This window comes from Streptomyces neyagawaensis, from assembly GCF_023516595.1.
GTDB lineage: Bacteria > Actinomycetota > Actinomycetes > Streptomycetales > Streptomycetaceae > Streptomyces > Streptomyces neyagawaensis.
Genome location: NZ_JAMGBG010000059.1, coordinates 39,379 through 64,568 on the forward strand (window position 1 = coordinate 39,379; position 25,190 = coordinate 64,568).

The window sequence follows — 25,190 nt, forward strand, 5'->3', positions numbered from 1 at the left end:
TTTACAACTCTCACAGGTTTTCTTCTCGTGCGGCCCGCGGTCGTAGAGCGGCCGGGGCCGTCAGTGTCACGCACCCTGCAAGGCCGCAACAAGTGCACCGAGTCTCTGACTCCACGTCAGAGATCGGGCCGCTCCGGCCGTTCCATCTCACCCGGGAACGGCAATGCGCGGGCCGCTGGCCCACTCCCCCGGGGGCAGCGACCCGGCCCTGCTCGTCACCCATGCCAGTAGAAGAGGAACCCGCATGCGCCGATACGCCCTTTCCACCCTGGTCGCCGCAGCCGCCTCGACGGCCCTGGCCGTCCTCCCGGCCACCGCCGCCTCGGCGGACACTGCCGTGCTCACCTACGGCAGTGCCGCCGGCAACGCCGTCTCCGTCGGCGACGTACTCACCGCGTCGTTGGCGCGCGGCACCAACGCCACCCTCGCCACCAGCAGCAACGGCACCTCCGGCATCACCTGCACCGAATCGACACTCTCCGCCACGGTGACGGCGAACCCCGCCGCCCCGGGCACCGCCACCGAGTCCGCGACCTCACAGACCTTCAACGGCTGCACCAGCAACGTCTTCGGCGTCTTCGGGGTACAGAGCATCACCGTCGATGACCTGCCCTACAAAACAGCCGCCTCCTCCGACGGCACCGTCACGGTGACCGCGGCGCCGGGCAGGGCGATCCAGACCACGGTGGCGCTCTCCACTCTGCTGGGCTCCATCACCTGTGTCTACCAGGCGCCCAGCCTCTCCGCGGTGAGCTCCAACAGCGACAACAGTCTGACCTTCACCAACCAGAAGTTCACCAAGGTCTCCGGCTCGGCGCTGTGCACGACCAACGGCTACTTCACCGCCACCTACGCCCCCGTGGTCGACAGCAGCGTCAGCGACTCTCCCGCCGTCTACACCAACTGACAGCCTGTCCGAGAGGAACCCCGTGAAACTGGTCCCGTTCCGAGCGCTCACGGCGATCATCGCCGTCGTCATGGCGACCGCCCTCGCCACCCCGGCTCAGGCTGATTCCCAGAACCCCTACGAGCGCGGCCCGGTCCCGACCCTGGAGAGCATCACCGCCGAAACCGGTCCCTTCGCCATCGGCTCGGTCACCGTGCCGGCAGGCAGCGGCCAAGGCTTCAACAGCGGCACCGTCTACTACCCCACCGACACCAGCGAGGGCACCTTCGGTGCCATCGTCATCATGCCCGGCTTCCTCGCCTCGCAGTCGGACATCGCCTGGTACGGACCCCGGCTGGCTTCCCAGGGCTTCGTGGTGATGACCCTGAACACCAGGGCGCTGTGGGACTTCCCCACCGACCGCAGTAGGCAGCAACTCGCCGCACTCACCTATCTGACGGCCCAGAGCACGGTGAAGAACCGGATCGACCCCGACCGGCTGGCCGTGATGGGCTGGTCGATGGGCGGCGGCGGCTCGCTGCAGAGCGCGGCGAGCACCCCGTCGCTCAAGGCGGCCATCCCGCTGGCACCCTGGGACCTCGGCAACGTCTCCAGCCGGATCACGGTCCCTACCATGATCTTCGGCGCCGACGGTGACACCGTCGCCTCCGTCGACGACTTCGCCCTGCCCTTCTACAACGGGCTGGCCAACGCCCCCGACAAGTCACTCATCGTGCTCAAGGACACCGACCACTTCACCTTCACCGACCCGAACACCACGATCGCCCGGTACAGCGTTTCCTGGCTGAAGCGCTTCGTCGACAACGACACCCGCTACGACCAGTTCCTCTGCCCCACCCCCAACGACCCCAAGACCGTCGTCCTCCAGATCACCTGCCCGCTGTAACCCCAGCGGATGCAACCCAGCGCAAGCGCGGCAGGCACGGGCCCCCACGGCCATCCGTGCCTGCCGCGAACGCGACCAGGACGGCGGCGGGCAGGGGCGAATCGGACACGGCCCCGGAAGGGGTCCGTGGTCTCTCGCGGGTTTTCTCCCGATCTGCGACATGGAACCTTCAAGTCCCATCGTCCAAGGTCAGCGCCCCAGGACGGCTTCACCGCCCGCCGTGGGGCGGGTAAAGGGACAGAGCGAACGCCCCGTAGCCCTTGATCAACACCGCGCCACGGGGAGGCAACGCAGGAGGGGAGGTCAGCTGCGAGAGGCCGCGGGCAGACGTGCGGTCACGGCCGGCGGTCATGCCGATTTCCGACATCAACGACATGGCCGAGCTCTGCGGCGACCGGGTCCGACTCATTGCGGCTCCTGTTCACCGATCGATGTCGGGGGTGCAGCCAGATAACTGACTACCCATTAGTATCTGACGGGTCATCAGCTCCAGAGCGCGCGGCGTGCGCCGAATCCGCTCGTCCCGATCGCACACCCCCCTCGATCGCACAGAGGAGCCTCCCCCCATGACGCACACCGTTATCGGCGTCAGCCCGTTGGGTGCACCGGACCCCCGCCTCGCCGCCGCCGTCTGCCGGGCCGGTGGGTCCGGTGTCCTCGACCTCGGCCCGGGCGCCCGCGCCGCCCGCGAGGCCCTGACCCTCTTGCGGCAGTGGGCCCCCGGCCGCCACGGCGTGCGGGTCCCCGCCGACTGTGCGCTGCGCCCCGAAGATCTGTGGGCCCCGGCGCCCGCCGAAACGCGGCGCACCACGGACCCGGCCGCCGGACCGTGCACCGTGCTCCTCGCCCCCGACGCGCCCTGGACCGTCGCCGAGGTCCGGGCCGCCGCCCGCGCCGCCACCGCGGACCCCGCCGTGCTCGCCGAGGTCCGCAGCCCCGACGAGGCCGTCCGGGCCGTGGCCGACGGTGTCACCGGGCTCATCGTGCGCGGCGAGGAGTCCGGCGGCCCCTGCGGCGAACACTCCACCTTCGTGCTGCTCCAGCGCGTTCTCGGCGCCGTACCGGCCGACCTGCCGGTGTGGGCCTGCGGCGGCATCGGGCCGCACACCGCGGCCGCCGCCGTGCTCGCGGGCGCCCGCGGAGTCGTACTGGACATCCAGCTCGCACTGCTCGACGAGGCCGGTACGGCCCCTGCGGCCGCCGGCCTGCTGCGCGCCGCCGACGGCACCGAGACCGTCGTCGTCGACGGCTGCCGGGTGCTCGACCGGAGCCGCCCCGGCCTCCCGGCCGTCCTGCGCGACCGGCCCCTGCCGCTGGGCCAGGATGCCTTTCTCGCCGCCCGGTTCGCCGAGCGGTACGGCACCGTGGACCGCGCCCTCGCCGCCGTCACGGAGGGCATCGACGCCGCCGTGGCGGACGACGGCGCCGTGCTGCGCGGCGGCTCGCCGATGTGCCGGGCGCTCGGCACCGCGCTGCCGGTCGTCCAGGGCCCGATGACCCGGGTCAGCGACCAGGCGCGGTTCGCGGCGGCCGTCGCGGACGGCGGCGGACTGCCGGTCGTCGCGCTCGCCCTGGCCGGGCCCGAGCAGACCCGCACCCTGCTCGAGCAGACCAGGTCCGCGCTCGGCGACCGCTCCTGGGGTGTCGGCATCCTCGGCTTCGTTCCGGAAGAGATACGCACCGCCCAACTGGAGGCCATCCGTGAGCTGCGCCCCAGCCACGCCGTCATCGCGGGCGGCCGTCCCTCCCAGGCGGCCGCTCTGGAGGCCGACGGCATCCGTACCTTTCTGCACGTGCCGTCACCCGGGCTGCTCGGCCAGTTCCTGGCGGCCGGCGTCCGGCGCTTCGTCTTCGAGGGCGCCGAGTGCGGCGGGCACATCGGGCCGCGCAACAGCTTCCCTCTCTGGGAGGCGCAACTGGCCGTCCTGGAGGACTTCCTCGACGCGGCGGCCGACGACGGTCACACCGATGGCGGTGACGCCGCCGACCCACAGGACGTACAAGTGCTGTTCGCGGGTGGCATCCACGACGAGCGCTCCGCCGCCATGGTCGCCGCGCTCGCCGCCCCGCTCACCACCCGCGGTGCCGTCGTCGGCGTTCTGATGGGCACCGGCTACCTCTTCACCGAGGAGGCCGTCGAGTGCGGCGCCATCCGGCCGCTGTTCCAGCGCGCGGCCTTGGACGCCACGTCGACCACGCTCCTGCACACCGCGCCCGGCCACACCACCCGCTGCCTGCCCAGCGCGTTCAGCGACACGTACCAGGAGGTCAAGGAGGAGCTGCGGACTCAGGGAATACCCGAGCGGCAGGTCTGGCAGGAGCTGGAGCGGCTCAACGTCGGCCGCCTGCGCATCGCCAGCAAGGGCGTCGAGCGGGTCGGCCACGAGCTGCTCGACGTCGACGAGGAGCGCCAGCGCGAAGCGGGCATGTTCATGGCCGGCGAGGTCGCCGTGCTCCGCTCCGCCGTCACCACCGTCGACGCCCTGCACCACGCGGTCACCGACGGGGCCGCCGACTTCTACGGGCGCCGCACCGCCGAACTCGCCGCTGACGTCCGCCACGCGGGCGGTACGGTACCCGAGCGGAACCCGGCCCCCGCTCCCGAACCGCTCGACATCGCCGTCGTCGGCATGGCCGGCATGTTCCCCGGCGCCGCCGACCTGCCCGCCTACTGGGCCCAGGTGCTCGCCGGCGCCGACGCGATCACCGAGGTCCCGGACACCCGCTGGGATCCCGCGCTGCACTTCGGCGCGGACGCCGAGGCGGACGACGTGTCCGCGTCCAAGTGGGGCGGTTTCCTGCCTCCGATCCCCTTCGACCCGCTGGCCTACGGAATCCCGCCCGCCTCCCTGGCCGCCATCGAACCCGTCCAGCTCCTCGCCCTGGAGGCGGCCAGGCGGGCGCTCGCCGACGCCGGGCTCGACCGCCGGGCCTTCCCGCGCGAGCGGACCTGCGTCATCTTCGGTGCTGAGGCGGGCAGCGACATCTCCGGCGCCGCGACGCTGCGCAGCGTCCTGCCCTCGTACATCGGCCGTCTTCCCGAGGACCTGGAGGAGCAGCTCCCGAAGCTCACCGAGGACTCCTTCCCCGGCATGCTCGCCAACGTCATCGCCGGCCGGATCGCCAACCGGCTCGACCTCGGCGGCGCCAACTACACCGTCGACGCCGCCTGCGCCTCCTCCCTGGCCGCCGTCGACGCCGCCTGCAAGGAACTGGCCTTCGGCGCCGCCGACGTGGCCCTGTGCGGCGGCGCCGACCTGCACAACGGCATCAACGACTACCTGCTCTTCTCCTCCGCGCACGCGCTGTCGCCCACCGGCCGCTGCCGTACGTTCGACGCGGCCGCCGACGGCATCGCACTCGGCGAGGGCGTCGCCTGTCTCGTACTCAAGCGCCGCGCCGACGCCGAGCGGGACGGCGACCGGATCTACGCCGTCATCGAGGGCGTCGGCAGCGCCAGCGACGGCCGCTCCCTCGGCCTGACCGCGCCCCGCCCCGAGGGCCAGCGCGCCGCCCTGGAACGCGCCTACGCGCAGGCCCGCGTCTCGCCCGCCGAGGTCGGCCTGATCGAGGCCCACGGCACCGGGACCGTCGTCGGCGACCGCACCGAACTCAGCACGCTCACCCGGCTGTTCGAGGAGGCCGGGGCCGCGCCCGGCAACTGCGTCGTCGGCTCCGTCAAGTCCCAGATCGGGCACACCAAGTGCGCCGCCGGTCTCGCCGGACTGATCAAGACCGCGCTCGCCCTGCATACCGGCGTGCGCCCGCCCACCCTGCATATCGACGTGCCCAACCCCGTCTGGACCGGCCCCGACAGCCCATTCGTCTTCCACAGCGAGGCCCGGCCCTGGGCCGAGCCCGCCGCCCGCCGCGTCGCCGGGGTGAGCGCCTTCGGATTCGGCGGCACCAACTTCCACGTGGTGCTGCGGGCCCACGCCGACGCCGGAGCGCCGCCGCGCCAGAGCCACGACGTCTGGCCCGCCGAGCTGTTCGTCTTCCGCACCCGCGCGGCGGCCGAGGAACTCGCCGGCCTCGCGGCGAGCGGCCACTGGCGGCTGCGGGACCTGGCGCGTACCGCTGCAGAGCGCGCGGAGACCGGCCCGGGCCCGCTCCTCGGTGCCGTGGTCGCCGAGTCCGTCACCGAACTCCCGCACCTGATACGGGACCTCCTCGACGGCACGCCCGGGAGAAGCGGAGTGTTCCCGGCCACAGGCGCCCCCGCCGGGGCAGCCGACGGCGACGGCGACGGCGACGGCGACGGCGACGGCGACGGCGACGGCGACGGCGACGGCGACGGCGACGGCGACGGCGACGGCGACAGCAACAACCGTGGCAAGGTGGCGTTCCTCTTCCCCGGCCAGGGCAGCCAGCGCCCCGGCATGTTCGCCGAGCTGTTCACCGCCTTCCCCGAACTCGGCCGCCACCTGCACCACGCCCCGGCCGCCGCCCTCTTCCCGCCCGCCGCCTTCGACGCCGCCGAACGCGCCGCACAGGTCGCCCGGCTCACCGACACCCGCCACGCCCAGCCCGCGCTCGGGGCGGTCGGCCTCGCCGCGTACGACACCCTCACCGCGGTCGGTGTCCGCCCCGACATGGCCGCAGGGCACTCCTACGGCGAACTCGTCGCGCTCTGCGCCGCGGGCTCCCTCGACCCCGACACGCTCGGTGACCTCAGCCGGGAGCGGGCCGAGGCGATCCTCGCCGCGACCAGCACACAGGGGCCCGATCCCGGCACCATGGCCGCCGCCGCGGCCTCCGCCGAGCAGGTGACCCGGGTGCTCGCCGGGGCAGGCCTGGCCGAGCGGGTCGTCGTCGCCAACCACAACGCGCCCGCGCAGAGCGTGCTCTCGGGCCCGAGGGACGCCGTCGCCGAAGCCGTCGACGCGCTCACCGACGCCGGGTTCGCCGTCCGCCCGCTGCCCGTCGCCTGCGCCTTCCACAGCCCGCTGGTCGCCGGGGCCGTGTCCCGCTTCGCCGAGATCCTGACGGCGTACGCCGTACGCGGCCCCGAGTTCCCGGTCTGGGCCAATCTCACCGGCACCCGCTATACCGGGGACCCCGCCCGGATACGGGCCGGCCTCGCCGAGCAGATCGCCGCCCCCGTCCGTTTCGCCGAGCAGATCGAGGCGATGTACGACGCCGGGGCGCGGATCTTCGTCGAGTGCGGGCCCGGCACCGTGCTCACCGGTCTGGTCGGCCAGATCCTCGGCGACCGGCCGCACGTCGCCGTCCCGTTCGAACCCCGCCCCGACGCGGGCCTGCGCGGCCACCTCGAGGCCTTGGCCCGGCTCGCCGCGGCCGGTGTCCCGGTGGCGCCCGCACGGCTCTTCACCGGACGCGACACGGTACTCGCCGACCCGGCCGCCGTGCCGGAGCGGCCCGGCTGGACGGTCGACGGTCACCTCGTACGCACGGCGGACGGCCAGCCGGTGCCGGGAGCGCTGCGCCCGGCCCGGCGCATCTCGGGCATCCCGCGGGCCGGAGAGCGGACCGGTGAGGCGACGACGACGGGCGAACGGGAAGAACTGCTCCGGGAGTTCCTGCGCAACAGCCGGGAGATGCTGGCCGCACAACGGGACGTGCTCCTCGGCTACCTCGGGGCTCCGCCCGCGCCGCAGGCGGCTTTGCCGACCCCCGAACCCCTTCCGGCCCCGGCTCCGGCCGCTCTCGCTGCGGCTCCGGCCCCCGCTCCCGCTCCGGTGGGGGTGGATGTGCTGGCCGAGGTGCTGGCGGTGATCGCGGAACGAACGGGATATCCGGTGGAGATGGTGGGGGCGGAGTCGGATCTGGAGGCGGATCTGAGTGTGGATTCGATCAAGCGGACGGAGATCGCCGGGGAGCTGGGACGGCGGCTGCTGGGTTCGGGTGCGGATCTGCGGTCGTTGCCGGACGCGGACCTGGAGGAGCTGACCCGGGAGCGCACCGCCGCCGGGATCGCCGACTGGCTGCGGGCCCGCGCGAAGGCGCTCGCCGACCCGGCCCCGGCACCCGCCCTCGCCACCTCGGCCCCCGTCGCCGAGGAGTCCCCCGCCCCGCTCACCGGCCAGGCTCCCCACCGCTATCTGCTGCGGCCCGCCCCGCTCGACCCGGCGCCCGTGCCCGGCGCCGAAGGCGCGGCACAGCTGCGCGGGAAGCGGTTCCTGATCGTCGCGGACGACACGCCACTCGGACGGGCCCTTGTCACCCGGCTCACCACCCTCGGCGCGCTCGCCGCCCGTGTCGGCCCGGACACCGCACAGCTCGCCGGGCACACCGGCCCGGTCGACGGAGTGCTGCACCTGGGCGCTCTCGCGGGTGCGGAACAGCAACTGCTGCCCGCCCAGCTCACCGTGCTCCAGGAACTGCTGCTGCGCGGCCCGCGCCGGCTCCTCTGCCCCCGCCTCCCCGACGACACCAGCGGCATCGACGGCTTCGTGCGCACCGCGGCCCGCGAATACCCCGACACCGTGGTCCGCGCCGTGGAGCTCGACCCCGACGAGCCCGCCACCGAGCAGGCCGAGGCACTCGTCGGGGAACTGCTGGCGCCCGACCGGGAGCCCGTCGTGCTGCGCACCTGCGGGCTCCGCCGCGCCCCGGTACCGTACGAGAGCCCTCTGGGCCCGCCCGTCTCCTCCGGCGCCGGGCCCGCCTCCTCCGGCGCCGCCGCAGTCGCGGCACTCGGGCTCGGCCCTGAGTCGGTCGTCGTCCTCGCGGGCGGCGCGCGCGGCATCACAGCCCGGTTCGCCCTCGCCCTTGCCGGCGCCGCACGCTGCCGGGTCGAACTGCTCGGGCGTACGCCGCTCTACGACGGCACGGGCGGGCACCACGAGCTGGCGCACGCCACCGACCTGCCCGCGCTGCGTGCGGCGCTCGCCGCCCGGGGCGGTCTGAGCACCGCCGAGATCGACCGCGAAGCGGGCCGGGTCCTGGCCCGCCGCGAGATCGCCGCGACCCTGGCCGAGGTACACGACGCGGGCGGCCGGGCCAGGTACCGGGCACTCGACCTGCGGGACGCGGAGGCCGTGCAGCAGGCGGTCAAGGAGACGTACGCGACGTACGGCCGGATCGACGGGGTCGTACACGCCGCCGGAGTGATCGAGGACCGGCTGCTCGCCGAGAAGGACCCCGTCTCCTTCGAACGGGTCTACGGCACCAAGGTGGACGGCGCCCGCGCACTGCTCTCGGCTCTCCGGCGACTTCCCCAACTGCCCGCCTTCACCGTCATGTTCGGCTCCGTCTCGGCGGTGTACGGCAACCGCGGCCAGGCCGACTACGCCGCCGCCAACGACGCACTCGCCCGCCTCGGCCGCCTCTGGCGCGCCGGCACCGGCAGCCGTACCGTCACCGTGCACTGGGGCCCGTGGGCACCGGCCGGGGCGCACGGCGGCATGGTCGGCCCTGAGCTGGGCCGGGAGTACGCACGCCGCGGCATCGAGCTGATCGACCCGGAGGAAGGCGTGCTCGCGCTGCTGCGGGAGCTGGCCTGGGGCGAGCCGGAGACCGACGAGGTCGTCCTGACGGCGTCGGGCCGGTGAGCCCCACGATGCGACCGACCGCCCCGCAGCAGCGGCAGCCCGTCGCCATCGTCGGCATGGCGGTGACCCTGCCCGGCGCCTGTGACCTGGCCGCGTTCTGGCGCAACCTCGTCACCGGCGCAGACGCCATCTCCGAGGTGCCCAGGGCCCGCTGGGACGCGGACACCTACTACGACCCGGACGGACGGCGCGGCCTCGATGGCGTCTACTGCCGCCGCGGCGGCTTCGTCGACGGGCTCGACGCGCTCGCCGCCTTCGACCCGACCGTCTTCGGACTCATGCCGGACTCCGTGCCCGGCACCGAACCCGACCAGCTGATCGCACTGCGCACCGCCGCGGCCGCGCTCGCCGACGCGGGGGAGGCCGCACTGCCCGAAGACCGCTCCCGGGTCGGTGTCGTGCTCGGCCGCGGCGGTTATCTGAGCGACGGGCTCGCCCGACTCGACCAGCAGATGCGTACGTCCGCCCAACTGGTGCGCACCCTGCACGAGTTACTGCCAGAGCTGGACGGCGAGCGGCTCGACGCGGTACGGATGGCGTTCACGGCAGCGCTCGGCGGGGAGCAGAGCCCCGAGTCGGTGATCGGCCTCGTGCCCAACTTCGCGGCGTCCCGGGTCGCCAACCGGCTCGATCTGCGTGGCCCCGCCTACACCGTGGACGCGGCCTGCGCCTCCTCGCTCGTCGCACTCGACCAGGCCGTCGGCGCGCTCGCCGCGGGCAGCTGCGACGTGATGCTCGCGGGGGGCGTACACCACTGCCACGACATCACGCTCTGGTCCGTCTTCAGCCGGCTGCGGGCGCTGTCGCCGTCCCAGCGGATCCGCCCGTTCCACCGGGACGCGGACGGCGTGCTGATGGGCGAGGGCACCGGCGTGGTCGTACTCAAACGGCTCGCGGACGCGCGGCGCGACGGCGACCGGATCTACGCCGTGGTCCGCGGCGTCGGCGTGGCCGGCGACGGCCGGGCCGGCTCCCTGGTCAACCCGGACCCCGGCGGCCAGGCCCGCGCTGTCCGGCTCGCCTGGGCGGAGGCGGGGCTCGACCCGGCGGCACCGGGGTCGCTCGGCCTGCTGGAGGCGCACGGCACCGGAACCCCCGGCGGCGACCGGGCCGAACTGGCCGCGCTGGCCGAGGTGTTCGGGCCGCCGGGCCCGGACGCCGGGCCCGACGCCGTGATCGGCTCCGTGAAGTCGATGATCGGCCACACGATGCCGGCGGCGGGTGTGGCGGGCCTCGTCAAGGCGGCCCTGGCGGTGCACCACGGCATGCTCCTGCCGACCCTGCACTGCGACGACCCGCACCCGGCGCTCCGCGGCACCCGCTTCGCTCCGGCCCAGCAGGCCCGGCCCTGGGACGGGGACGTCCGACGTGCCGCGGTCAGCGCCTTCGGCTTCGGCGGGATCAACGCCCACGTCGTCCTGGAGTCGGTACCGGAGCCCGTACCTGCCCCCGCATGGGCGCCTGCCCCGGCGTCGGCTCCCGCGCCGGCATCGGCTCCGGCCGTCGCGCCTGCGGCCCCGGCACCCGGCGGACCGGGCGCTGGGCCTGCTGCCTGCGCGGACCGTGCCGAAGTGGCCGAGCCGCCCCGGCTGTTGCGGGTCGCCGCCGCGACCCCGCAGGACCTCGCCGAACTGCTCGACGCCGACGACACCGAGCTGCGCGCGGCCGCCGCCGAGGGCGGAGCGAGGGGAGCCGGGGGCGCCCGCGTCGCCGTCCTGGACCCCACCGACCGCCGCCTCGCCCTGGCCCGCAAGGCAGTCGCCCGCGCCCGGGCATGGGGCGGCCGGAGCGACGTCTGGTGCGCGCCGCGGCCGGTACTCGGCATGGGCGGCGGGAAGATCGCCTTCCTCTTCCCAGGGCTGGAGGCCGAGTTCGAGCCGCGGGCCGAGGACGTCGCCCGTCACTTCGACCTGCCGGCGCCGCACTGGCCGGACGCCCGCGTGGGCGACGTCGCCCGGCACGGCGCGGCCGTCGTCGGCCTCGGCCGGCTACTCGCCGGAGCGCTCGCCCGGATCGGCGTCCGGCCGGACGCGCTGGCCGGGCACAGTGTGGGGGAATGGACGGCGATGGCGGTCGGCGGGATGTACGCGGACGCCGAGGTCGACGCGTTCCTGCGGGACTTCGACCCGGCCACGCTGCGCGTCCCAGGGCTCGCCTTCGCCGCGTTCGGCACCGGTGCGGACCAGGTGGACGCCGAGCTCGCGGCGTACCCGGACGTCGTCGTCTCGCACGACAACGCGCCCCACCAGACCCTCGTCTGCGGGCCTCACGACCAGGTCGAGGCGCTCATCGGGCGGCTGCGCGGCGCGGGAGTGCTCGGTCGGCTGCTGCCCTTCGAGTCCGGCTTCCACACGCCGATGCTCGCCCCGTACCTCACCTCCATCGAGAAGGCCGCGCGCGGCTTCACGCTGCACCCGCCCCGGGTGCCCGTCTGGTCCGCCACGACCGCCGCGCCCTTCCCGGCCGACGAGGCCGCGGCGCGCGCGCTCTTCCTGCGCCACCTGCTCGAACCGGTCCGCTTCCGGCACCTCACCACGGCCCTGTACGACGCCGGGTTCCGGGCCTTCGTCCAGCTGGGCCAGGGCCAGCTGCCGGCTCTCGTGGACGACACCCTCACCAGCCGCGCGTGCCTGACGCTCAGCGCCAACACGCCCCGGCACAGCGGGCTTTCGCAGCTGTACCGGGTGGCGGCCGGACTCTGGTCGCACGGTGCCGAGCCGGACTTCGCGGCACTGCGGGCGGGGGCCACGCCTCGGTCGACGGCGGCGCCTGCCCGTACGGCGGAGACCGTCCCCTCGGCCACGGAGAGCCCGCGAGCCGTCCCCGCCCCCGTCACCGTCCCCCTCACCCTCGGCTCCGGGCTCGTCTCGCTCGACGCCGCCACCCGGGACCGGCTCCGCAGCACCCTGCGCGCGGCACCCGCACCCGGGATGGACCGGCTCGCGGCCGTGGCCGCGCGGAGCCCCGTGGCGGCCGAACTGCGCTCGCTGCTCGGCGAGACGGCGGACACGGCAGCGGAACTGGCGGAGCTGTTCGCCGCGGCAGCGGCCCCGCGCCGCACCGCGCCCGCGGCGCCGCCCCCCGAGCCCTCGGCGACCGGGGCGGTGCCGCCTGCCGCCGCCCCCCGCGCCATCACCCTGCGCATCGCACTCGACACCATGCCGTACCTCGCCGACCACTGTTTCTTCCGGCAGCCCGCGCACTGGCCCGAGATCGCCGACCGCTGGCCCGTGGTGCCCGCCACCACCCTGGTGCAGCACATGATCGACGCCGTGCCCGGCCCGGGGAGGGCCGTGGCCGTGCACGACGCCCGGTTTCTGCAGTGGACCGTCGCCGCCCCGCCCACCGAGGCCACGGTCACGGTCCGGCCCGAGGGACAGGGGCGGTACGCCGTGGAGTTCGGGCGCCACGCCCGCGCCACGGTCGAGACCGCCCACGGGCACGACACCGCGCCCCGCCCACGGCCGTGGCGGACGGACGCCCCGGAGAGCCGTCCGGCTGTGTCCGCGCGGCAGATGTACGACGGCCGCTGGATGTTCCACGGGCCGCGGTTCCGCGGCGTCACCGAGATCGGCGCGCTCGGCGAGCGGCACGTCCGCGGTGTCCTGACCACCCCGTCCGCGCCCGGCGCGCTCCTCGACAACGTCGGTCAGCTGCTGGGCTACTGGCTGATGGCCACGCACCCCGACCGCACCATCGTCTTCCCGACGGGCGTCGAGGAGATCCGTTTCCACGGCCCGCCACCGGAACAGGGCACCACACTCGACTGCCACATCAGGGTCACCACCGTGACGGACACCGCGCTGGTGGCTGACGCGCAGCTCGCCCGCGACGGCGAGGTCTGGGCCGAGATCCGCGGCTGGCGGGACCGGCGCTTCGACTCGCCGCCCGAGGTCGATCCGGTCAAACGATGGCCCGAGCGCAACACTCTGTCGGTCACCCAGGAGGGCGGTTGGCAGCTGGTCTTCGAACGCTGGCCCGATCCCGCATCCCGCGAGATATACATGCGCAGCCAGCTCGCGGGCCCTGAGCGCGAGCAGTACGCCGGGCACCCCCCGCGCGGTCGGCGCCAGTGGCTGCTCGGCCGTATCGCCGCCAAGGACGCCGTACGCCGCCACCTGTGGGCGCACGGCGCGGGCCCCGTCTTCCCTGCCGAGATACGGGTCGCCAACGACCCTGGCGGCAGACCGCGCCCCGAGGGCGTACACGGCAGAGAACTCCCGCCTCTGGAACTGTCGCTCGCGCACTGCCGGGAGGCCGCCGTCGCACTCGTCCGGCCCGCCGCCGACAGCCCTGGCACCGGCACCGGCACCGGCATCGACATCGAGGAGATCGTCGAGCGCCCCGAAACGGCCTACGACGCCATCCTCGCCCCGGACGAGCGGGCGCTCTTCACCGGGCTCGGCGGCGGCCCCGGCCCGCTGACCCGGTTCTGGGCCGCCAAGGAAGCCGCGGCCAAGGCCGAGGGCACCGGACTGGGCGGCCGACCGCGGGACTTCACGGCGGTCGAGGTCGAAGAGGGCGGCCGTGCCCTCACGGTCCGGGCACCCTCCGGCCGGCTGAGGCGCATCCGGCTCACCGATGTGACCAACCCGCCGGGGCTGCCCACCCGTACCTACACCGTCGCTTGGACCGAGGAGAGCCCATCATGACCAGCCCCGCGACCACCGGCCCCGCGTACGCCGCCGTCCTCGCCGAGATCACCGACGCTCTGCGCACGGTCCTCGACGACCTCGAACTGGACGACACCCCGATCACCTCCGACACCCGCTTCGTGGAGGACCTCGACCTGGAGTCCATCGACCTGGTCACGCTCACCGCCGAGCTGGGCGGGCGCTACGGCGACCGGGTCGACTTCCCCGCCTGGTTCGCCTCGCTCGAACTTTCCGACATCATCGGACTGACCGTCGGACAACTCGTCCAGTACATCGCGGGGTGCCTGCGGTGACCACGATCGAGGCGGGCGGGATCCGGCTGAACGTGGAGCGGCTGAGCGGCGCACCCACCCCGGCACCGGGCCCGCCCCAGACGGTCGTCCTCGTGCACGGCATCGCCACCGACAACCTGACCAGCTACTACTTCACCATCGCGCCCGCGCTCGCCGCAGCCGGACACGACGTCGTGATGTACGACCAGCGCGGCCACGGCCGCAGCTCCCGCCCGCCGCGCGGCTACAGTGTCGAGGACTTCAGCGGCGACCTGGACGCGCTGCTCGACGCCCTCGCCCTGGAAGGGCCCGTCCACCTGATCGGCAACTCCTTCGGCGGCACCGTCGCCCTCGCCTACGCGCTGCGCCGCCCGGAGCGGGTCGCCGGCATCCTGATGCTCGAGTCCGAGCCGCCGACCGCCGCCTGGGCCAAGAAGATGAGCGGCATCCTGGCCGGCTCCGCCCACCAGCTCCACGACGAGCGCACCCTGCCGTGGATCGAGGAGACCTACGGCCGCCACGAGGCCCGCCTGGTGCGCTGGGCCACCCGGCTGCTGCACGGCACCTCCATCGCCGAGGACATCGCGTCCTGCCCCGTCCCCGCCGAGGAGTCCTGGCAGAGCCTGCACGTGCCGGTCTGCGCGGTGTACGGCGCTGCCTCCGACCTGGCCGACACGGCGCCCTGGCTGGAATCGCTGCTGCCCCGCTGCCGCACCGTGACGGTGCCCGGGCACGGGCACTCCGTGCTCGTCGGCACCCCCGAGACGGTCGTCCCGCTGCTGCTCGACTGGCTACGGGACGGCCACCGGGAGCTGGTCGCGCCGTGAGCCGCTTTCTGTTCGTCGTGCCGCCCCTGGTCGGGCACGTCAACCCGGCGGTCAGCGTGGCCGCCGAGCTGACCAGATGCGGGCACCGGGCCGCCTGGGCCGGACTGCCCGGGTTCGTCGGGGAACTGGCCGGGCCCGACGCCGAGGTGTACCCGTGCGACGTGCCCACGCTCCCGGAACGTCCTGCTGCCCTGCGCGGTGCCGCAGCCTTGCGCTTCCTGTGGGAGGAGTTCCTCGTGCCGCTCGCCGGGGCGATGGCGCCCGGTGTGCGCCGCGCGGTCGAGGGGTTCCGGCCCGATGTCGTCGTCGCCGACCAGCAGACCCTCGCCGGTGCCCTCGTCGCCGAGCGCCTCGGGGTGCCGTACGCCACCGCGTCGACCACCCCGGCGGAGTTCAGCGACGCCCTGGACGGCATGCCGAAGGTGGCTCGGTGGACCGCCGGGCTCGTCGCGGATCTGCGCGCCCGCCTCGGCGACCCGGGGCGCACCCACGATCCGCGCTTCTCCCCCGACCTGGTGCTCTCCTTCACCACCCCCGAACTCGCGGGCCCGGGCCCTCGGCTGCCGCAGCTGCGGTACGTCGGTCCGGCCTTCACCCGGCGCCCGGCCGCCGACTTCCCCTGGGAGTGGCTCGACGAGCACCGGGCCACCGTCCTGGTCTCACTCGGCACCGCCAACACCGGCCTGGGGGCGCGTTTCCTCGCCGAGTGCGCGGCCGCCGCGCGGGAGCGCGGGCGGCGGCTGCAGGCGGTAGTCGCCGACCCCGGGGGGGTACTCGACCAAGAGTCCGACGCCGACCTCCTGGTGCTGCCCCGGATCCCCCAACTGCCGCTCCTGCGCCGGGCGTCCGCGATGATCAGCCACGCCGGGCAGAACACCGTCGCCGAGTGCCTGTGGCACGGCGTACCGCTGGTGGTCGCGCCCATCCGGGACGACCAGCCACTGATCGCCGGCCAGGTCACCGGCGCCGGCGCCGGAGTGCGGGTGCGCTTCGGGCGCGCCGACCGCCGGCGGATCGGTGCCGCCCTCGACGCCGTACTCGACGGGCCCGCCTACCGCGCGGCGGCCCGGCGCGTCGGGGACTCCTTCCGTGCGGCGGGCGGGGCGGCTGCTGCGGCGGCGTACCTGGAGAAGTTCGCGGCACAGAAGCCATGGGGGCCGCAGGAGTCACGGGAGCGGTGAGCGACCGACCGGCACGGCGACCGCTGTGCCGAAGAGTGGAACGAGAGGAGACCACGGACATGGCCACCACGAACCGGCCCCCTGACACCCCCGGCACACCCGCCCCACCGTCCCCTGCTTCCGACGCCGAACGCGTCGCCCGCCTGCGCCCCGCGTACCAGGCAGAGCTGGCCGACGGCATCGCCCGGTTCTTCGAGCCGCGCCGCACCGACTGCCCCTGGTGCGGCGCGCGGCAGCTGCGTCGCCGCCTGCGCACCAAGGACCACTTGCAGCGAAAGCCCGGCACCTTCACCCTGGACCAGTGCCGCGACTGCGGGCACACCTTCCAGAACCCGCAGCTCAGCGCGGCCGGACTGGACTTCTACTACCGGGACTTCTACGACGGCCTGTACGCCGAGAAGATCGGCGGCGCCCTGGACAGCGACGCCGCGAGGAAACGCAACCACGACCGGGCCGTGGCCATGCGGCGGCACGCCCGGCCGAAGCGCTGGCTGGACGTCGGCACGGCGGGCGGTGACTTCTGCCTGGCGGCCAAGGAAGCACTGCCCGGCACCTCCTTCGACGGGCTCGACATCGGCGCCCATGTGCTCGGGGCGCAGCGGTCGGGGCGCATCGAGCGGGCCTACCAGGGCTTTCTGCCCGACCTCGCGGACGAACTCGCCGGCCAGTACGACGCGGTGAGCATGTTCCACTGCCTGGAGCACACCACGGACCCGCAGGCCCAACTGGCCGCGGTTCACACCGTGCTCCGCCCCGGCGGCCACCTGATCATCGAGGTGCCCAACCCGGAGTCGCCCTTCGGCCGCCTCTTCGGCGGGTACTGGCTGCCGTGGTTCCAGCCTCAGCACCAGCACTTCGTGACCATGAGGAACCTGCGCCGGGCCCTCACCGAGCTGGGCTTCACGGTGGTGGCGACGGACCGCGAGGAGTCCCATATCCCCGTGGACTTCACCGCGCTCGTAGGGCTGTACGTGCTGCGGCTGCTGCCGTTCCGCGACGAGCCCTGGCTGCCCGAGCCCCCGGGCCGTCTCGGCGCCGCGGTCACGAAGACGGTGTTCTGGGCGGGCATACCGTTCTGCTTCCCGATGTACGCCCTGGACCGGCTCCTCGCCCCGCTGATCCGCCGCAGTCGCTTCTCCAACGCCTTCCGGGTGATCGCCCGCCGCGAGGAGTGACCAGCCCGGCATGAGCTGGGACTGGAGAAGATGAAAGACGCCATGGGGAAGGTGGCCCCTTCCTACGGAAGTCCGCCGCCGCGACCCCAGGGACACCCAACAGCAGATGCTGAACCTACTGGTGAGCTACTCGCCGAAGAAGCTGGGCTTCTTCCAGAGACACGAAAGAAGGCGCCTGACCTGGTCCTTTACCTGCCAGGCGCGGATGATCCAGGTGTCGTCGGCGCTGACCGGCTCGTCGATCCGCTCGTCGGCGCCGAGGCGATCGGTGCGTCTGATGCCAGGGCGAAGAGGGCACGATCCGCGCCGCGCTTCATGTCTCCAGGTTCTCGAACAGCACCATCCCGGCGGCCGTGTTGGATGCGGGGACGTGGTAGGCGTCGTGCACGCGGCGGATCCGTGGCCCGAGGGCGCCGCGCATGATCAGCCACATGATGAGCTCGATGCCTTCGGAGCCCGCCTCGCGGATGTAGTCCTCACGGGTCAGCGCGGCCAGCTTCTCCGGGTCGTGTTCGATGGCGTCGAGGTACATCCGGTCGAAGTCCTGGTTGATCAGTCCGGCGCGGGCGCCCGCGAGCTGGTGGGACATGCCGCCGGTACCGAAGACGGCGACCTTGAGGTCCTCGGGGAAGGAACGGATTGCCTCTCCGAGGGCCTTCCCGAGTGCGAGGCAGCGCGCCGCCGTGGGTTGCGGGTACTGGATGACGTTGACCAGGACGGGAACGACAGTGCACGGCCAGCTCTCCCCCGGGTCGGGGCAGTACACCGACAGCGGAACGGTCAGACCGTGGTCGACGGCGAGGTCCTGGAACACCGTGATGTCGAAGGAGGAGTCGACCAGGCTCTCCACGAGGTGGTCGGAGAACTCCGGGGCGCCGACGACGATGGGCACGGGACGGCTGCCCCATCCTTCGTCCGCCACCTCGTACGAGGCCGCCGCGCCGATCGCGAACGTCGGTGTGACCGACATGTCGACGGCGTTGGCGTGGTCGTTGTAGACGACCACCGCCACGTCCGGAGTGTGCCGGGCCATCCACTCCCGGGCGGGGGCGTAACCGTCGAACAGCGGCTTCCAATAGGGGTCGTCGGTCTTCTGGTGGTCCATCGCCGCGCCGATCGACGGTACGTGCGAGGTGGCCAGACCCCATATCACCTCAGCCAAAGCTCCGCCCTCCCGCTTTCAGCGCCTGAGTGAACTCCTCGGTGGTCATGCCGGTGAACACGCCACCGAGGTACTGCATGGACTTCTGGTCCAGGACCGCGAGCTTGAACACGTAGAAGATGGAGCCGCCCAGCTCCAGCATCCGCGTCCAGTCCCGGCTCAGGACCGCCTCCCGCTGCTCGGCCGTGAGTCCGTACGCCTCGCAGTACGCGTCCTCGTCGGCGCTGAACCTCGCCCGGTTGCCGGCGTCCTTCAACGACCCGCAGAGCCGGTTCAGTGCCCGGCCGCGACGGTTGTCGGCGGTGTCGAAGACGTAGGTGCCCGGAATCCGGGGTGTGCTGGTGGACATGGCTCTTCTTCTCCCTTCCTCTTCTTCCGCTGCCGTGCCACGGCCGTTCAGTGGAGCAGCCCTCCGCCGTCGCAGACGAGCGTCTGGCCGGTGACCATGGCCGCGTCCGGCGAGGCCAGATACGAGACGAGCCCCGCGAAGTGCTCCGGGGTGACGTACTCCTGGATCGCCTGCTGCCGCATGGTCGCGGCGAAGGTCTCGTCGCCGGAGTGGGCCCGCGTGCCGGGGGTGGCGACCTGAGCGGGAGCCACCGCATTGACGGTGATCCGGTGCTCGCCCAGTTCGCGCGCCATCACCCGGGTCATGCCGATCAGTGCGCCCTTGCTGGCGACGTAGGCGAGCTGGCCCGGTGAGCCGGTGAAGAAGGTGCGGGAGGCGACGTTGATCACCCGTCCGCGGTGTGCGCTCTTGACCAGCCACGGCACGCACGCCTGCACCATCAGCAGGGGGCCGACGGCGTTGACGTCGAAGAAGCGGTGCAGCTCCTGCGGGGTGGTCTCCAGCAGACTGTGCCGACCGGACAGCAGGCCCGCGTTGTTGACCAGGACGTCGACGCCGCCGTAGGTCTCCGCGATCTCCTCGACGGCGCGGCGCGTGGCGTCCGGGTCGCTGACATCGCAACGCCAGGCTCGTACGCCGGCCATGTCCGCCTCGTCGTCCGGTTCGGTGATGTCCATGGCGGCGACGGTGAATCCGTCGGCGCTCAGTCGGCGGACGATGGCCCCGCCGAGTCCGCCCGCCGCTCCCGTGACCACCGCGACGCGCGGGCCCCGAGCGGTCACGGTGCCTTCTCCTGCGGGTGGGTGGCCAGGGCCTCGACGGTGATGTCCATCCACTTCCACATGGGCAGGGACATCAGGGCGTCGTGCAGTTCCGCCGGGTCGGCCGCCTCGTACAGACCGATGGTCGCGTTGCGGCCCGGCACCCGCCACAGCCGTTTGAGGATGCCGGCCTCGCGGAGTTCCTGTGCCCGTGCGCGCTCGCCCTTGCGCAGGCTTTCGCGGACGTCGTCAGGGGTGTCGGGGGGCAGGGTGTTCTCGGTGCGGACGAGGAATTCCATGGGTGGTGTCCTGCCTTTCAGGGCTTCAGGCCAGATCCAGCAACAGGTCCGCCAGTTCGCCGGGGGCGGTGACCATGGCCTCGTGGCCTGTGGCGATCTCGTGGACCGGCCAGCCCCGGGCGGCGGCCCGCCGGGCGTGCGGGGTGAACACCCGCATCCAGTCGGTGCACTCGACGAAGGCGCCGGGTACCTGGTCGGCCTTGCCGGTCAGCCGGAGCGGTTCGGTGTACGTCAGCCACGGGTGGGGGGTAAGCCGGGGGCCGAGCCAGTCCAGATCGGCCTGTTCCTCCACTCCCAGGACGCTCAGTGAGCGCACCGGAATGAGCCAGCCGAAGCCAGGTCCTGCCACGGACTCCCGGTAGTGGCCCGCGATGGTGGCGGGCTGCAGGTCGATCGCGGCTTCCCCGTCGTCGCCGACGAAGGCGTCCAGGTAGACCCGCTTCGCCAGCCGCTCGGGGACGCGGTCCGCGACCCCGGTGACGACCTGGCCGGCGTAGCTGTGCCCGACGAGCACCACATCCCGCAGGTCATGGGCCTCGATCAGGGCCACGACGTCCTGGATGTGCGTCGTCAGGCCCACGTGGGGACCGAGCAGGTGGGCGCGGTCACTCACCCCGGTGAGCGTGGGGGTGTGCACCTCGTGTCCGGCGGCGCGCAGCGCCGGTGTCACGCGCTGCCACACCCAGCCGCCGTGCCAGGCCCCGTGCAGGAGGACGAAGACCTTCATGCCGACACGTTTCCCCGCTGCTCGCGGGCGAGCATCTTCGCCAGCGCTCGGCGTCCGCGCAGAGCGGCCAGATCGGAGCGGATGCTGGACTCGACGGTGCCGCCCGGGTCCGTGGCGTACATCAGCTCCTGGGCCTCCAGGGCGTCGACGTCCTCCTGCATCACCGCGAGCTGCTGTTTGTGCTGGAACTCGCTGAGCTCCTCGTCGTCGATGAGGTAGTCGCGGGCCAGGGCGTAGAAGTCGTGGGTCTCGTTGCCCAGGCCGGGCGTCATGCCGTACAGCACCTTCATGTGGAAGCCCTCGGGTTCCTCGGTGCCGGTGGCCGCGACGCGGATGTGGAGGATGAAGATGCCGGGCGGGTGGAACTCCCCGTCCTGCCAGCGGTCCACGGGTGAGGTCAGACCACAGGACTTCTCGTAGAACGGTGGGGCCTCGATACCGGTCATGCGGCGGCTGAAGGCGACCCGGTCCCCGTCCACGGTGACGTCGATCGGGGTGGCGGCGACGGCCGCATTGCCGATGCTCGTCGGGTGCAGGAACGTCTCGTGGGTGAGGTCCAGCAGGTTCTCCACCAGCAGCAGGTGCCGTGCCTTCAACGGGACGACGCCGTGCACATGGGTCCAGTTCGGGTCGGTCAGCCACGAGGTGTCCGGCAGCAGGCCCGCGTCGGCCGGTTCGGGGTCGCCGGGCCAGATCCAGATGGCGCCGTCCTTCTCGACCAGGGGGTAGCGGCGCAGCGTGGCCTTGGGCCGGTCGGCCTGCTCGGCGACACCGACGCACAGGCCCTCACCGTCGAAGCGGTAGCCGTGGTAGTCGCACTGGATGATGTCGTCGTTGTCGAGATGGCCGAGCGACAGCGGGTACTTGCGGTGGGGGCAGCGGTCCTCGACGGCGGTCGCGGTGCCGTCGGAAAGCCGGTAGAAGCAGACCGGGATGTCCGCGATCCAGCGGCGGGTGAGCGTCCGGCCGATCTCGTCGGACCAGGCTCCCAGGTACCAGCCGTTGCGCACGTGTGAGGAGAGCATGACGGCGACGCCTTTCTCTTCGAAGACATTCCTTGAGGGCGGACTGAGGCCCGGGAGTCAGAGGTCCAGGACGAGGCGTCCGCGGGCGCGTGAGACACAGATCAGCATCGTGTCGCCGACGGCCCGCTCGTCATCGGTGAGCAGGGAGTCCCGGTGGTCGATCTCGCCCGCCAGGACGCTGGTCTCGCAGGAGCCGCAGATGCCCTCCTCGCAGGAGGACATGACCGGTGCGCCCGCCGCTTCCACCGCCCTGAGCACGGACTGTCCCGGCTGCACGGTGAGCGTCACCCCGGTCGAGCGCAGTTCCACCTCGAACGGTTCGTCGCCCTCGCCCTCACCGGAGTGCTGCCCCGGGGCCGCGGCGAACCGCTCCACGTTGAGCGATCCCGCCGGCCAGGTGGCGCACTGGGCCTCGACCGCGACGATCAGCCCGGCCGGTCCGCAGCAGTACACCAGGGTGGAGGGGGCGGGTTCGTTGAGGTGGCCTGCGAGGTCGAGCAGACCGTACTCGTCCTGCGGCCGTACGGTCACGCGCTCGCCGTAGCGCTCCAGCTCGGACAGGAACGCCATGGAGGTGCGGCTGCGGCCCCCGTAGAGCAGGGACCAGTCGACCCCGGCCGCGTCGGCCTCGGCGATCATCGGCAGCAAGGGGGTGATGCCGATGCCACCGGCGACGAACAGGTACCGCCTGGCCTGCCGCAGCGGGAAGTTGTTGCGCGGGCCGCGTATCCGCAGCTCGCTTCCCTCGCGGACGTTGTCGTGGATCCACCGCGACCCGCCGCGTCCGTCGGGTTCCCGCAGCACCGCGATGCGCCAGCAGTCGGTGACGGCCGTCGGGCCGCACAGTGAGTACTGGCGAACCGCTCCCGTGGGGAGGACTACGTCGATGTGCGCGCCCGGCTGCCAGCGCGGCAGCGGTTCGCCGCCCTGCGGTGCGAGCGCCAGGGACGTGACACCGTCCGCCACCGTCTGCCGGGCCAGTACGGTGACGGTGCCGTCGTACTCGGTCTCGCGCGGCGCCGGGGTGGTCGAGGCCGTCCCGAGCGGGAGCGCGTCCAGGGCGGCGGGCGACGGGCTCGTCATGTGCGTCATCTCCTCGGCACGGGTCGGTGGTGCGGTGGCACGTTCGACGCTAGTCGTGAGGAAGGCGCAGGTCGTCGCGCTAATGACCGGACCCGGACGGCGAAAGGTCACGACCCGCCTACGTCATTCGTCGCAACCGCCGTGCTCCCGGCCGTGCCGTGGGGCCTGGTCGAGGTGGATGCGCAGCGGGCGGTCCGCGGTCCAGAGGGCCTCCACCACGGCGTGCAGGTGCTCGGCGTCGACCCGCCACAGAGGTTCGCCGTAGCGGTTGTCCCTCGTGACGCCGCCCGACGGTACGACGTCGATCAGCAGCTCCTGGTGACCGGGGGCGCGGTCCGGGCCGTCCGCCCCTGGCGCGAACTCCACGAACAGGGACGTGTCGCGGAAGGGCACCCAGATGTGCGTCGCCGTCGTCATGCCAGTACCCCCGTCGTCTCGGGGTAGAGGCGCACGTACGCCTCGCCCATGGTCCCGTGCGCAAGGCCCAGGTTGGGGCCGGCGTTCCGCTTCAACTGGACGCCACGGCGCTTGGCGAGGTCGGTGTAGTAGTCCCACATGTGCTGCTGAGCGGCCAGGCACTCCATGGCCTTGCGCTTCTTGTCGAAGACGGTCGTGATGTCCAGCAGGACGTTCGGCTTGAAGTCGCACTGTTCAGGCTGGTGCGGCTCGAAGAAGAACACGGGGGGAGCGCCGAGCGGTTCACCGGGCGCGTCGTAGCCGATCGCCTGGGCCAGCACACGGGCCTGCAGCGCCATACGGGCGGCGGCGGGGTGGTCGCCGTTGTAGGGGTCGGTGAGGGTGTGCGTGAGGACGACGGCGGGGTTCACCTCGCGGTACACGCGCACGATGCGGTCCACCAACTCCGGTGTCTCCAGCAGGGGGTAGTCCCCGGCGTCCAGGAACTCGATCTCCGCGCCCAGCGCGGCGGCGGCGTCGGTGGCCTCCGTACGGCGGAGTGCCTTGATCTCGTCGAGGCGGAGGCCCTCCCGCCAGGCTTTGGCGGACTCTCCGCGTTCGCCGAAGCTCAGGCACAGCACCTTGGCGTGCTGACCGCGTTCGGCGGCCAGGGCGATGGCGCCGCCGGCCCGCCAGACGAAGTCGCCCGCGTGGGCGCTGATCACCAGCAGGGCACCGTCGGAGGGTTGGGACGTGGTGGGGGTCATCGGGACTCCTTGGGATCGGACGGGGACCGGACGGGCTCGGACGGGCTCGATGTGCCGGCCGGACGGTCGGCTCGTGGAGGGGACGCCGACGAGTCCACGTGGACGAGGTCGTGTGCCGGGCGGGGGTGCCGAGGCGCGTGCCGACAGACCTGGCGGAAGCGGGTCCGGCCAGGAATGCGGCCAGGAATGCGGCTCTGAAGTGATGCCGTGCGTGAGGGCGCGCACCCTGCGAACTCCGGCCCTGTGGAAAGGCGTTGGCGCGAAGAGAGCGGGTCGGCACCGGCCGACCGCGGGGTCACCATATCGCGGAAGTTTTTGTTGACAATAGTGTTGACTTCAAGCAATCTCCTGACACCATTTCTGGAGCAGCTCGGAGGAGACGTGCCCAGTCGTCATGTAGTCGTGAGGAACATCGACCGACCGGCCCCGGACGTGGTAGCCCGGCTCGCCGAGGCAGGGGTGTCCACGGTTCACGAGGCCATCGGCCGTCGTGGCTTCGCGGGCACCGACCTGAGGCCGAACCAGCGGAGTGTGCGGATGGCGGGCCCGGCGGTGACCGTCAGCTCGCACCCCGGGGACAACCTGATGATCCATGCGGCCGTCGAGGTGTGCCGTCCCGGGGACGTCCTCGTGGTGACCACCACCTCCCCGTCGACGGACGGCATGTTCGGCGAACTGCTGGCGACGTCCCTGGCCGCCCGTGGTGTCATCGGCCTGGTCACGGCGGCCGGGGTACGCGACACGGCCGAACTGCGGGAGATGGGCTTCCACGTCTGGTCGCGGGCCGTGTCCGCCCAGGGCACGGTGAAGGCGTCCCCCGGTTCCGTGAACGTGCCCGTGACGCTCGGCGGGGTGTCCGTCCGGCCCGGTGACGTCGTGGTCGCCGACGACGACGGCGTGGTCGTCGTACCGCTCTCGGAGGCGGAGGAGGCGGCCGAACTCGCGGAGAAGCGGCTCGCAAAGGAAGCCGCCACCCGGGAGGTACTGCGTTCCGGGACACTGGGCGTCGACCACTACGGGCTGCGCGCCCGGCTCGCCGAACTCGGCGTCACCTACCAGGACTGACCCTCGCCGATCGCCGGCCGGACACGGGAGAGCGGCACCTCCGGATGCGAGCGCCGACCGCCAGAAGGGCGGACGACGCCCGGAATGAGCCGGTCTTTCCCCTATGGCCCCACGGTGGATGGTGCCGACGCACAATGAG

Annotated in this window: 18 protein-coding genes; 9 read left to right on the forward strand and 9 right to left on the reverse strand. The window is 72.9% G+C overall.

Annotated elements, in window-relative coordinates; all coding sequences use genetic code 11:
- The first annotated feature begins 244 nt into the window (after window positions 1-244).
- From M8J73_RS25140 to M8J73_RS25175, 8 genes are all read left to right on the forward strand, one after another.
- Entirely contained in the window at window positions 245-907 is a 663-nt protein-coding gene (locus M8J73_RS25140; protein WP_055540771.1) for a hypothetical protein, read from the forward strand.
- Between the two features lie 22 nt (window positions 908-929).
- On the forward strand, window positions 930-1,793 hold the full coding sequence (locus tag M8J73_RS25145; RefSeq protein WP_240501559.1) for a poly(ethylene terephthalate) hydrolase family protein: 864 nt from the start codon (window positions 930-932) through the stop codon (window positions 1,791-1,793).
- Window positions 1,794-2,359: 566 nt separating this feature from the next.
- The gene (locus M8J73_RS25150; RefSeq protein ID WP_249829084.1) at window positions 2,360-9,307 is read left to right on the forward strand and encodes a type I polyketide synthase; all 6,948 of its coding nucleotides are present in this window, start codon (window positions 2,360-2,362) and stop codon (window positions 9,305-9,307) included.
- A gap of 8 nt (window positions 9,308-9,315) precedes the next feature.
- Window positions 9,316-13,959, forward strand: a complete 4,644-nt coding sequence (locus M8J73_RS25155) for a type I polyketide synthase (RefSeq protein WP_249829085.1) — start codon at window positions 9,316-9,318, stop codon at window positions 13,957-13,959.
- Window positions 13,956-14,255, forward strand: a complete 300-nt coding sequence (locus M8J73_RS25160) for an acyl carrier protein (protein ID WP_055542743.1) — start codon at window positions 13,956-13,958, stop codon at window positions 14,253-14,255. Before M8J73_RS25155 ends, M8J73_RS25160 begins: the two co-directional genes overlap by 4 nt.
- Entirely contained in the window at window positions 14,252-15,061 is an 810-nt protein-coding gene (locus M8J73_RS25165) for an alpha/beta fold hydrolase (RefSeq protein WP_240501745.1), read from the forward strand. The genes M8J73_RS25160 and M8J73_RS25165 overlap by 4 nt, the downstream gene beginning before the upstream one ends.
- Window positions 15,058-16,242: a glycosyltransferase gene (locus M8J73_RS25170; protein WP_249829086.1), complete on the forward strand. Its 1,185-nt coding sequence runs from the start codon at window positions 15,058-15,060 to the stop codon at window positions 16,240-16,242. Before M8J73_RS25165 ends, M8J73_RS25170 begins: the two co-directional genes overlap by 4 nt.
- Window positions 16,243-16,301: 59 nt before the next feature.
- The gene (locus tag M8J73_RS25175; protein ID WP_249829087.1) at window positions 16,302-17,417 is read left to right on the forward strand and encodes a class I SAM-dependent methyltransferase; all 1,116 of its coding nucleotides are present in this window, start codon (window positions 16,302-16,304) and stop codon (window positions 17,415-17,417) included.
- A 313-nt stretch (window positions 17,418-17,730) separates the two neighbouring features.
- Here the strand turns inward: M8J73_RS25175 and M8J73_RS25180 are convergent, their stop codons facing one another.
- The 9 genes from M8J73_RS25180 to M8J73_RS25220 all read right to left on the reverse strand — a co-directional run bounded on the left by M8J73_RS25180 (window position 17,731) and on the right by M8J73_RS25220 (window position 23,986).
- Window positions 17,731-18,570, reverse strand: a complete 840-nt coding sequence (locus tag M8J73_RS25180) for a class III extradiol dioxygenase subunit beta (RefSeq protein ID WP_249829089.1) — start codon at window positions 18,568-18,570, stop codon at window positions 17,731-17,733.
- A gap of 1 nt (window position 18,571) precedes the next feature.
- Window positions 18,572-18,928, reverse strand: coding sequence for a protocatechuate 3,4-dioxygenase (locus tag M8J73_RS25185; RefSeq protein ID WP_055539199.1), 357 nt, complete (start codon window positions 18,926-18,928; stop codon window positions 18,572-18,574).
- A gap of 47 nt (window positions 18,929-18,975) precedes the next feature.
- A complete protein-coding gene (locus M8J73_RS25190; protein ID WP_055539198.1) occupies window positions 18,976-19,710 on the reverse strand; it encodes an SDR family NAD(P)-dependent oxidoreductase in 735 nt (244 codons plus the stop codon).
- The gene (locus M8J73_RS25195) at window positions 19,707-19,988 is read right to left on the reverse strand and encodes a muconolactone Delta-isomerase family protein (RefSeq protein ID WP_055539197.1); all 282 of its coding nucleotides are present in this window, start codon (window positions 19,986-19,988) and stop codon (window positions 19,707-19,709) included. The genes M8J73_RS25190 and M8J73_RS25195 overlap by 4 nt, the downstream gene beginning before the upstream one ends.
- Window positions 19,989-20,013: 25 nt before the next feature.
- Complete coding sequence (locus M8J73_RS25200; RefSeq protein WP_055539196.1) at window positions 20,014-20,715, reverse strand: alpha/beta fold hydrolase; 702 nt, start codon at window positions 20,713-20,715, stop codon at window positions 20,014-20,016.
- Window positions 20,712-21,740, reverse strand: coding sequence for a Rieske 2Fe-2S domain-containing protein (locus tag M8J73_RS25205; RefSeq protein ID WP_055539195.1), 1,029 nt, complete (start codon window positions 21,738-21,740; stop codon window positions 20,712-20,714). The genes M8J73_RS25200 and M8J73_RS25205 overlap by 4 nt, the downstream gene beginning before the upstream one ends.
- A 57-nt stretch (window positions 21,741-21,797) precedes the next feature.
- Window positions 21,798-22,823 carry a PDR/VanB family oxidoreductase gene (locus M8J73_RS25210; RefSeq protein WP_063799219.1) on the reverse strand — a complete coding sequence of 342 codons (1,026 nt, stop codon included), beginning with the start codon at window positions 22,821-22,823 and terminating at the stop codon, window positions 21,798-21,800.
- 123 nt (window positions 22,824-22,946) lie between these two features.
- Window positions 22,947-23,240 (reverse strand): hypothetical protein, encoded by a 294-nt coding sequence (locus M8J73_RS25215; RefSeq protein WP_055539194.1) that lies wholly within the window; start codon window positions 23,238-23,240, stop codon window positions 22,947-22,949.
- Window positions 23,237-23,986, reverse strand: coding sequence for a PIG-L deacetylase family protein (locus M8J73_RS25220; protein WP_055539193.1), 750 nt, complete (start codon window positions 23,984-23,986; stop codon window positions 23,237-23,239). The genes M8J73_RS25215 and M8J73_RS25220 overlap by 4 nt, the downstream gene beginning before the upstream one ends.
- A gap of 381 nt (window positions 23,987-24,367) precedes the next feature.
- On the opposite strand from M8J73_RS25220, the gene M8J73_RS25225 reads away from it, so the two are divergent.
- Window positions 24,368-25,051: a 4-carboxy-4-hydroxy-2-oxoadipate aldolase/oxaloacetate decarboxylase gene (locus M8J73_RS25225; RefSeq protein ID WP_055539192.1), complete on the forward strand. Its 684-nt coding sequence runs from the start codon at window positions 24,368-24,370 to the stop codon at window positions 25,049-25,051.
- Window positions 25,052-25,190 lie beyond the last annotated feature (139 nt).

What these genes read in the sequence shown, in the direction of transcription:
- M8J73_RS25140 (WP_055540771.1), top strand. Translation starts at nt 245, where the DNA reads ATGCGCCGATACGCCCTTTCCACCCTGGTCGCCGCAGCCGCCTCGACG.
- M8J73_RS25150 (WP_249829084.1), top strand. Translation starts at nt 2,360, where the DNA reads ATGACGCACACCGTTATCGGCGTCAGCCCGTTGGGTGCACCGGACCCC.
- M8J73_RS25155 (WP_249829085.1), top strand. Translation starts at nt 9,316, where the DNA reads ATGCGACCGACCGCCCCGCAGCAGCGGCAGCCCGTCGCCATCGTCGGC.
- M8J73_RS25160 (WP_055542743.1), top strand. Translation starts at nt 13,956, where the DNA reads ATGACCAGCCCCGCGACCACCGGCCCCGCGTACGCCGCCGTCCTCGCC.
- M8J73_RS25175 (WP_249829087.1), top strand. Translation starts at nt 16,302, where the DNA reads ATGGCCACCACGAACCGGCCCCCTGACACCCCCGGCACACCCGCCCCA.
- M8J73_RS25185 (WP_055539199.1), bottom strand. Translation starts at nt 18,928, where the DNA reads ATGTCCACCAGCACACCCCGGATTCCGGGCACCTACGTCTTCGACACC.
- M8J73_RS25195 (WP_055539197.1), bottom strand. Translation starts at nt 19,988, where the DNA reads ATGGAATTCCTCGTCCGCACCGAGAACACCCTGCCCCCCGACACCCCT.
- M8J73_RS25200 (WP_055539196.1), bottom strand. Translation starts at nt 20,715, where the DNA reads ATGAAGGTCTTCGTCCTCCTGCACGGGGCCTGGCACGGCGGCTGGGTG.
- M8J73_RS25205 (WP_055539195.1), bottom strand. Translation starts at nt 21,740, where the DNA reads ATGCTCTCCTCACACGTGCGCAACGGCTGGTACCTGGGAGCCTGGTCC.
- M8J73_RS25210 (WP_063799219.1), bottom strand. Translation starts at nt 22,823, where the DNA reads ATGACGAGCCCGTCGCCCGCCGCCCTGGACGCGCTCCCGCTCGGGACG.
- M8J73_RS25215 (WP_055539194.1), bottom strand. Translation starts at nt 23,240, where the DNA reads ATGACGACGGCGACGCACATCTGGGTGCCCTTCCGCGACACGTCCCTG.
- M8J73_RS25220 (WP_055539193.1), bottom strand. Translation starts at nt 23,986, where the DNA reads ATGACCCCCACCACGTCCCAACCCTCCGACGGTGCCCTGCTGGTGATC.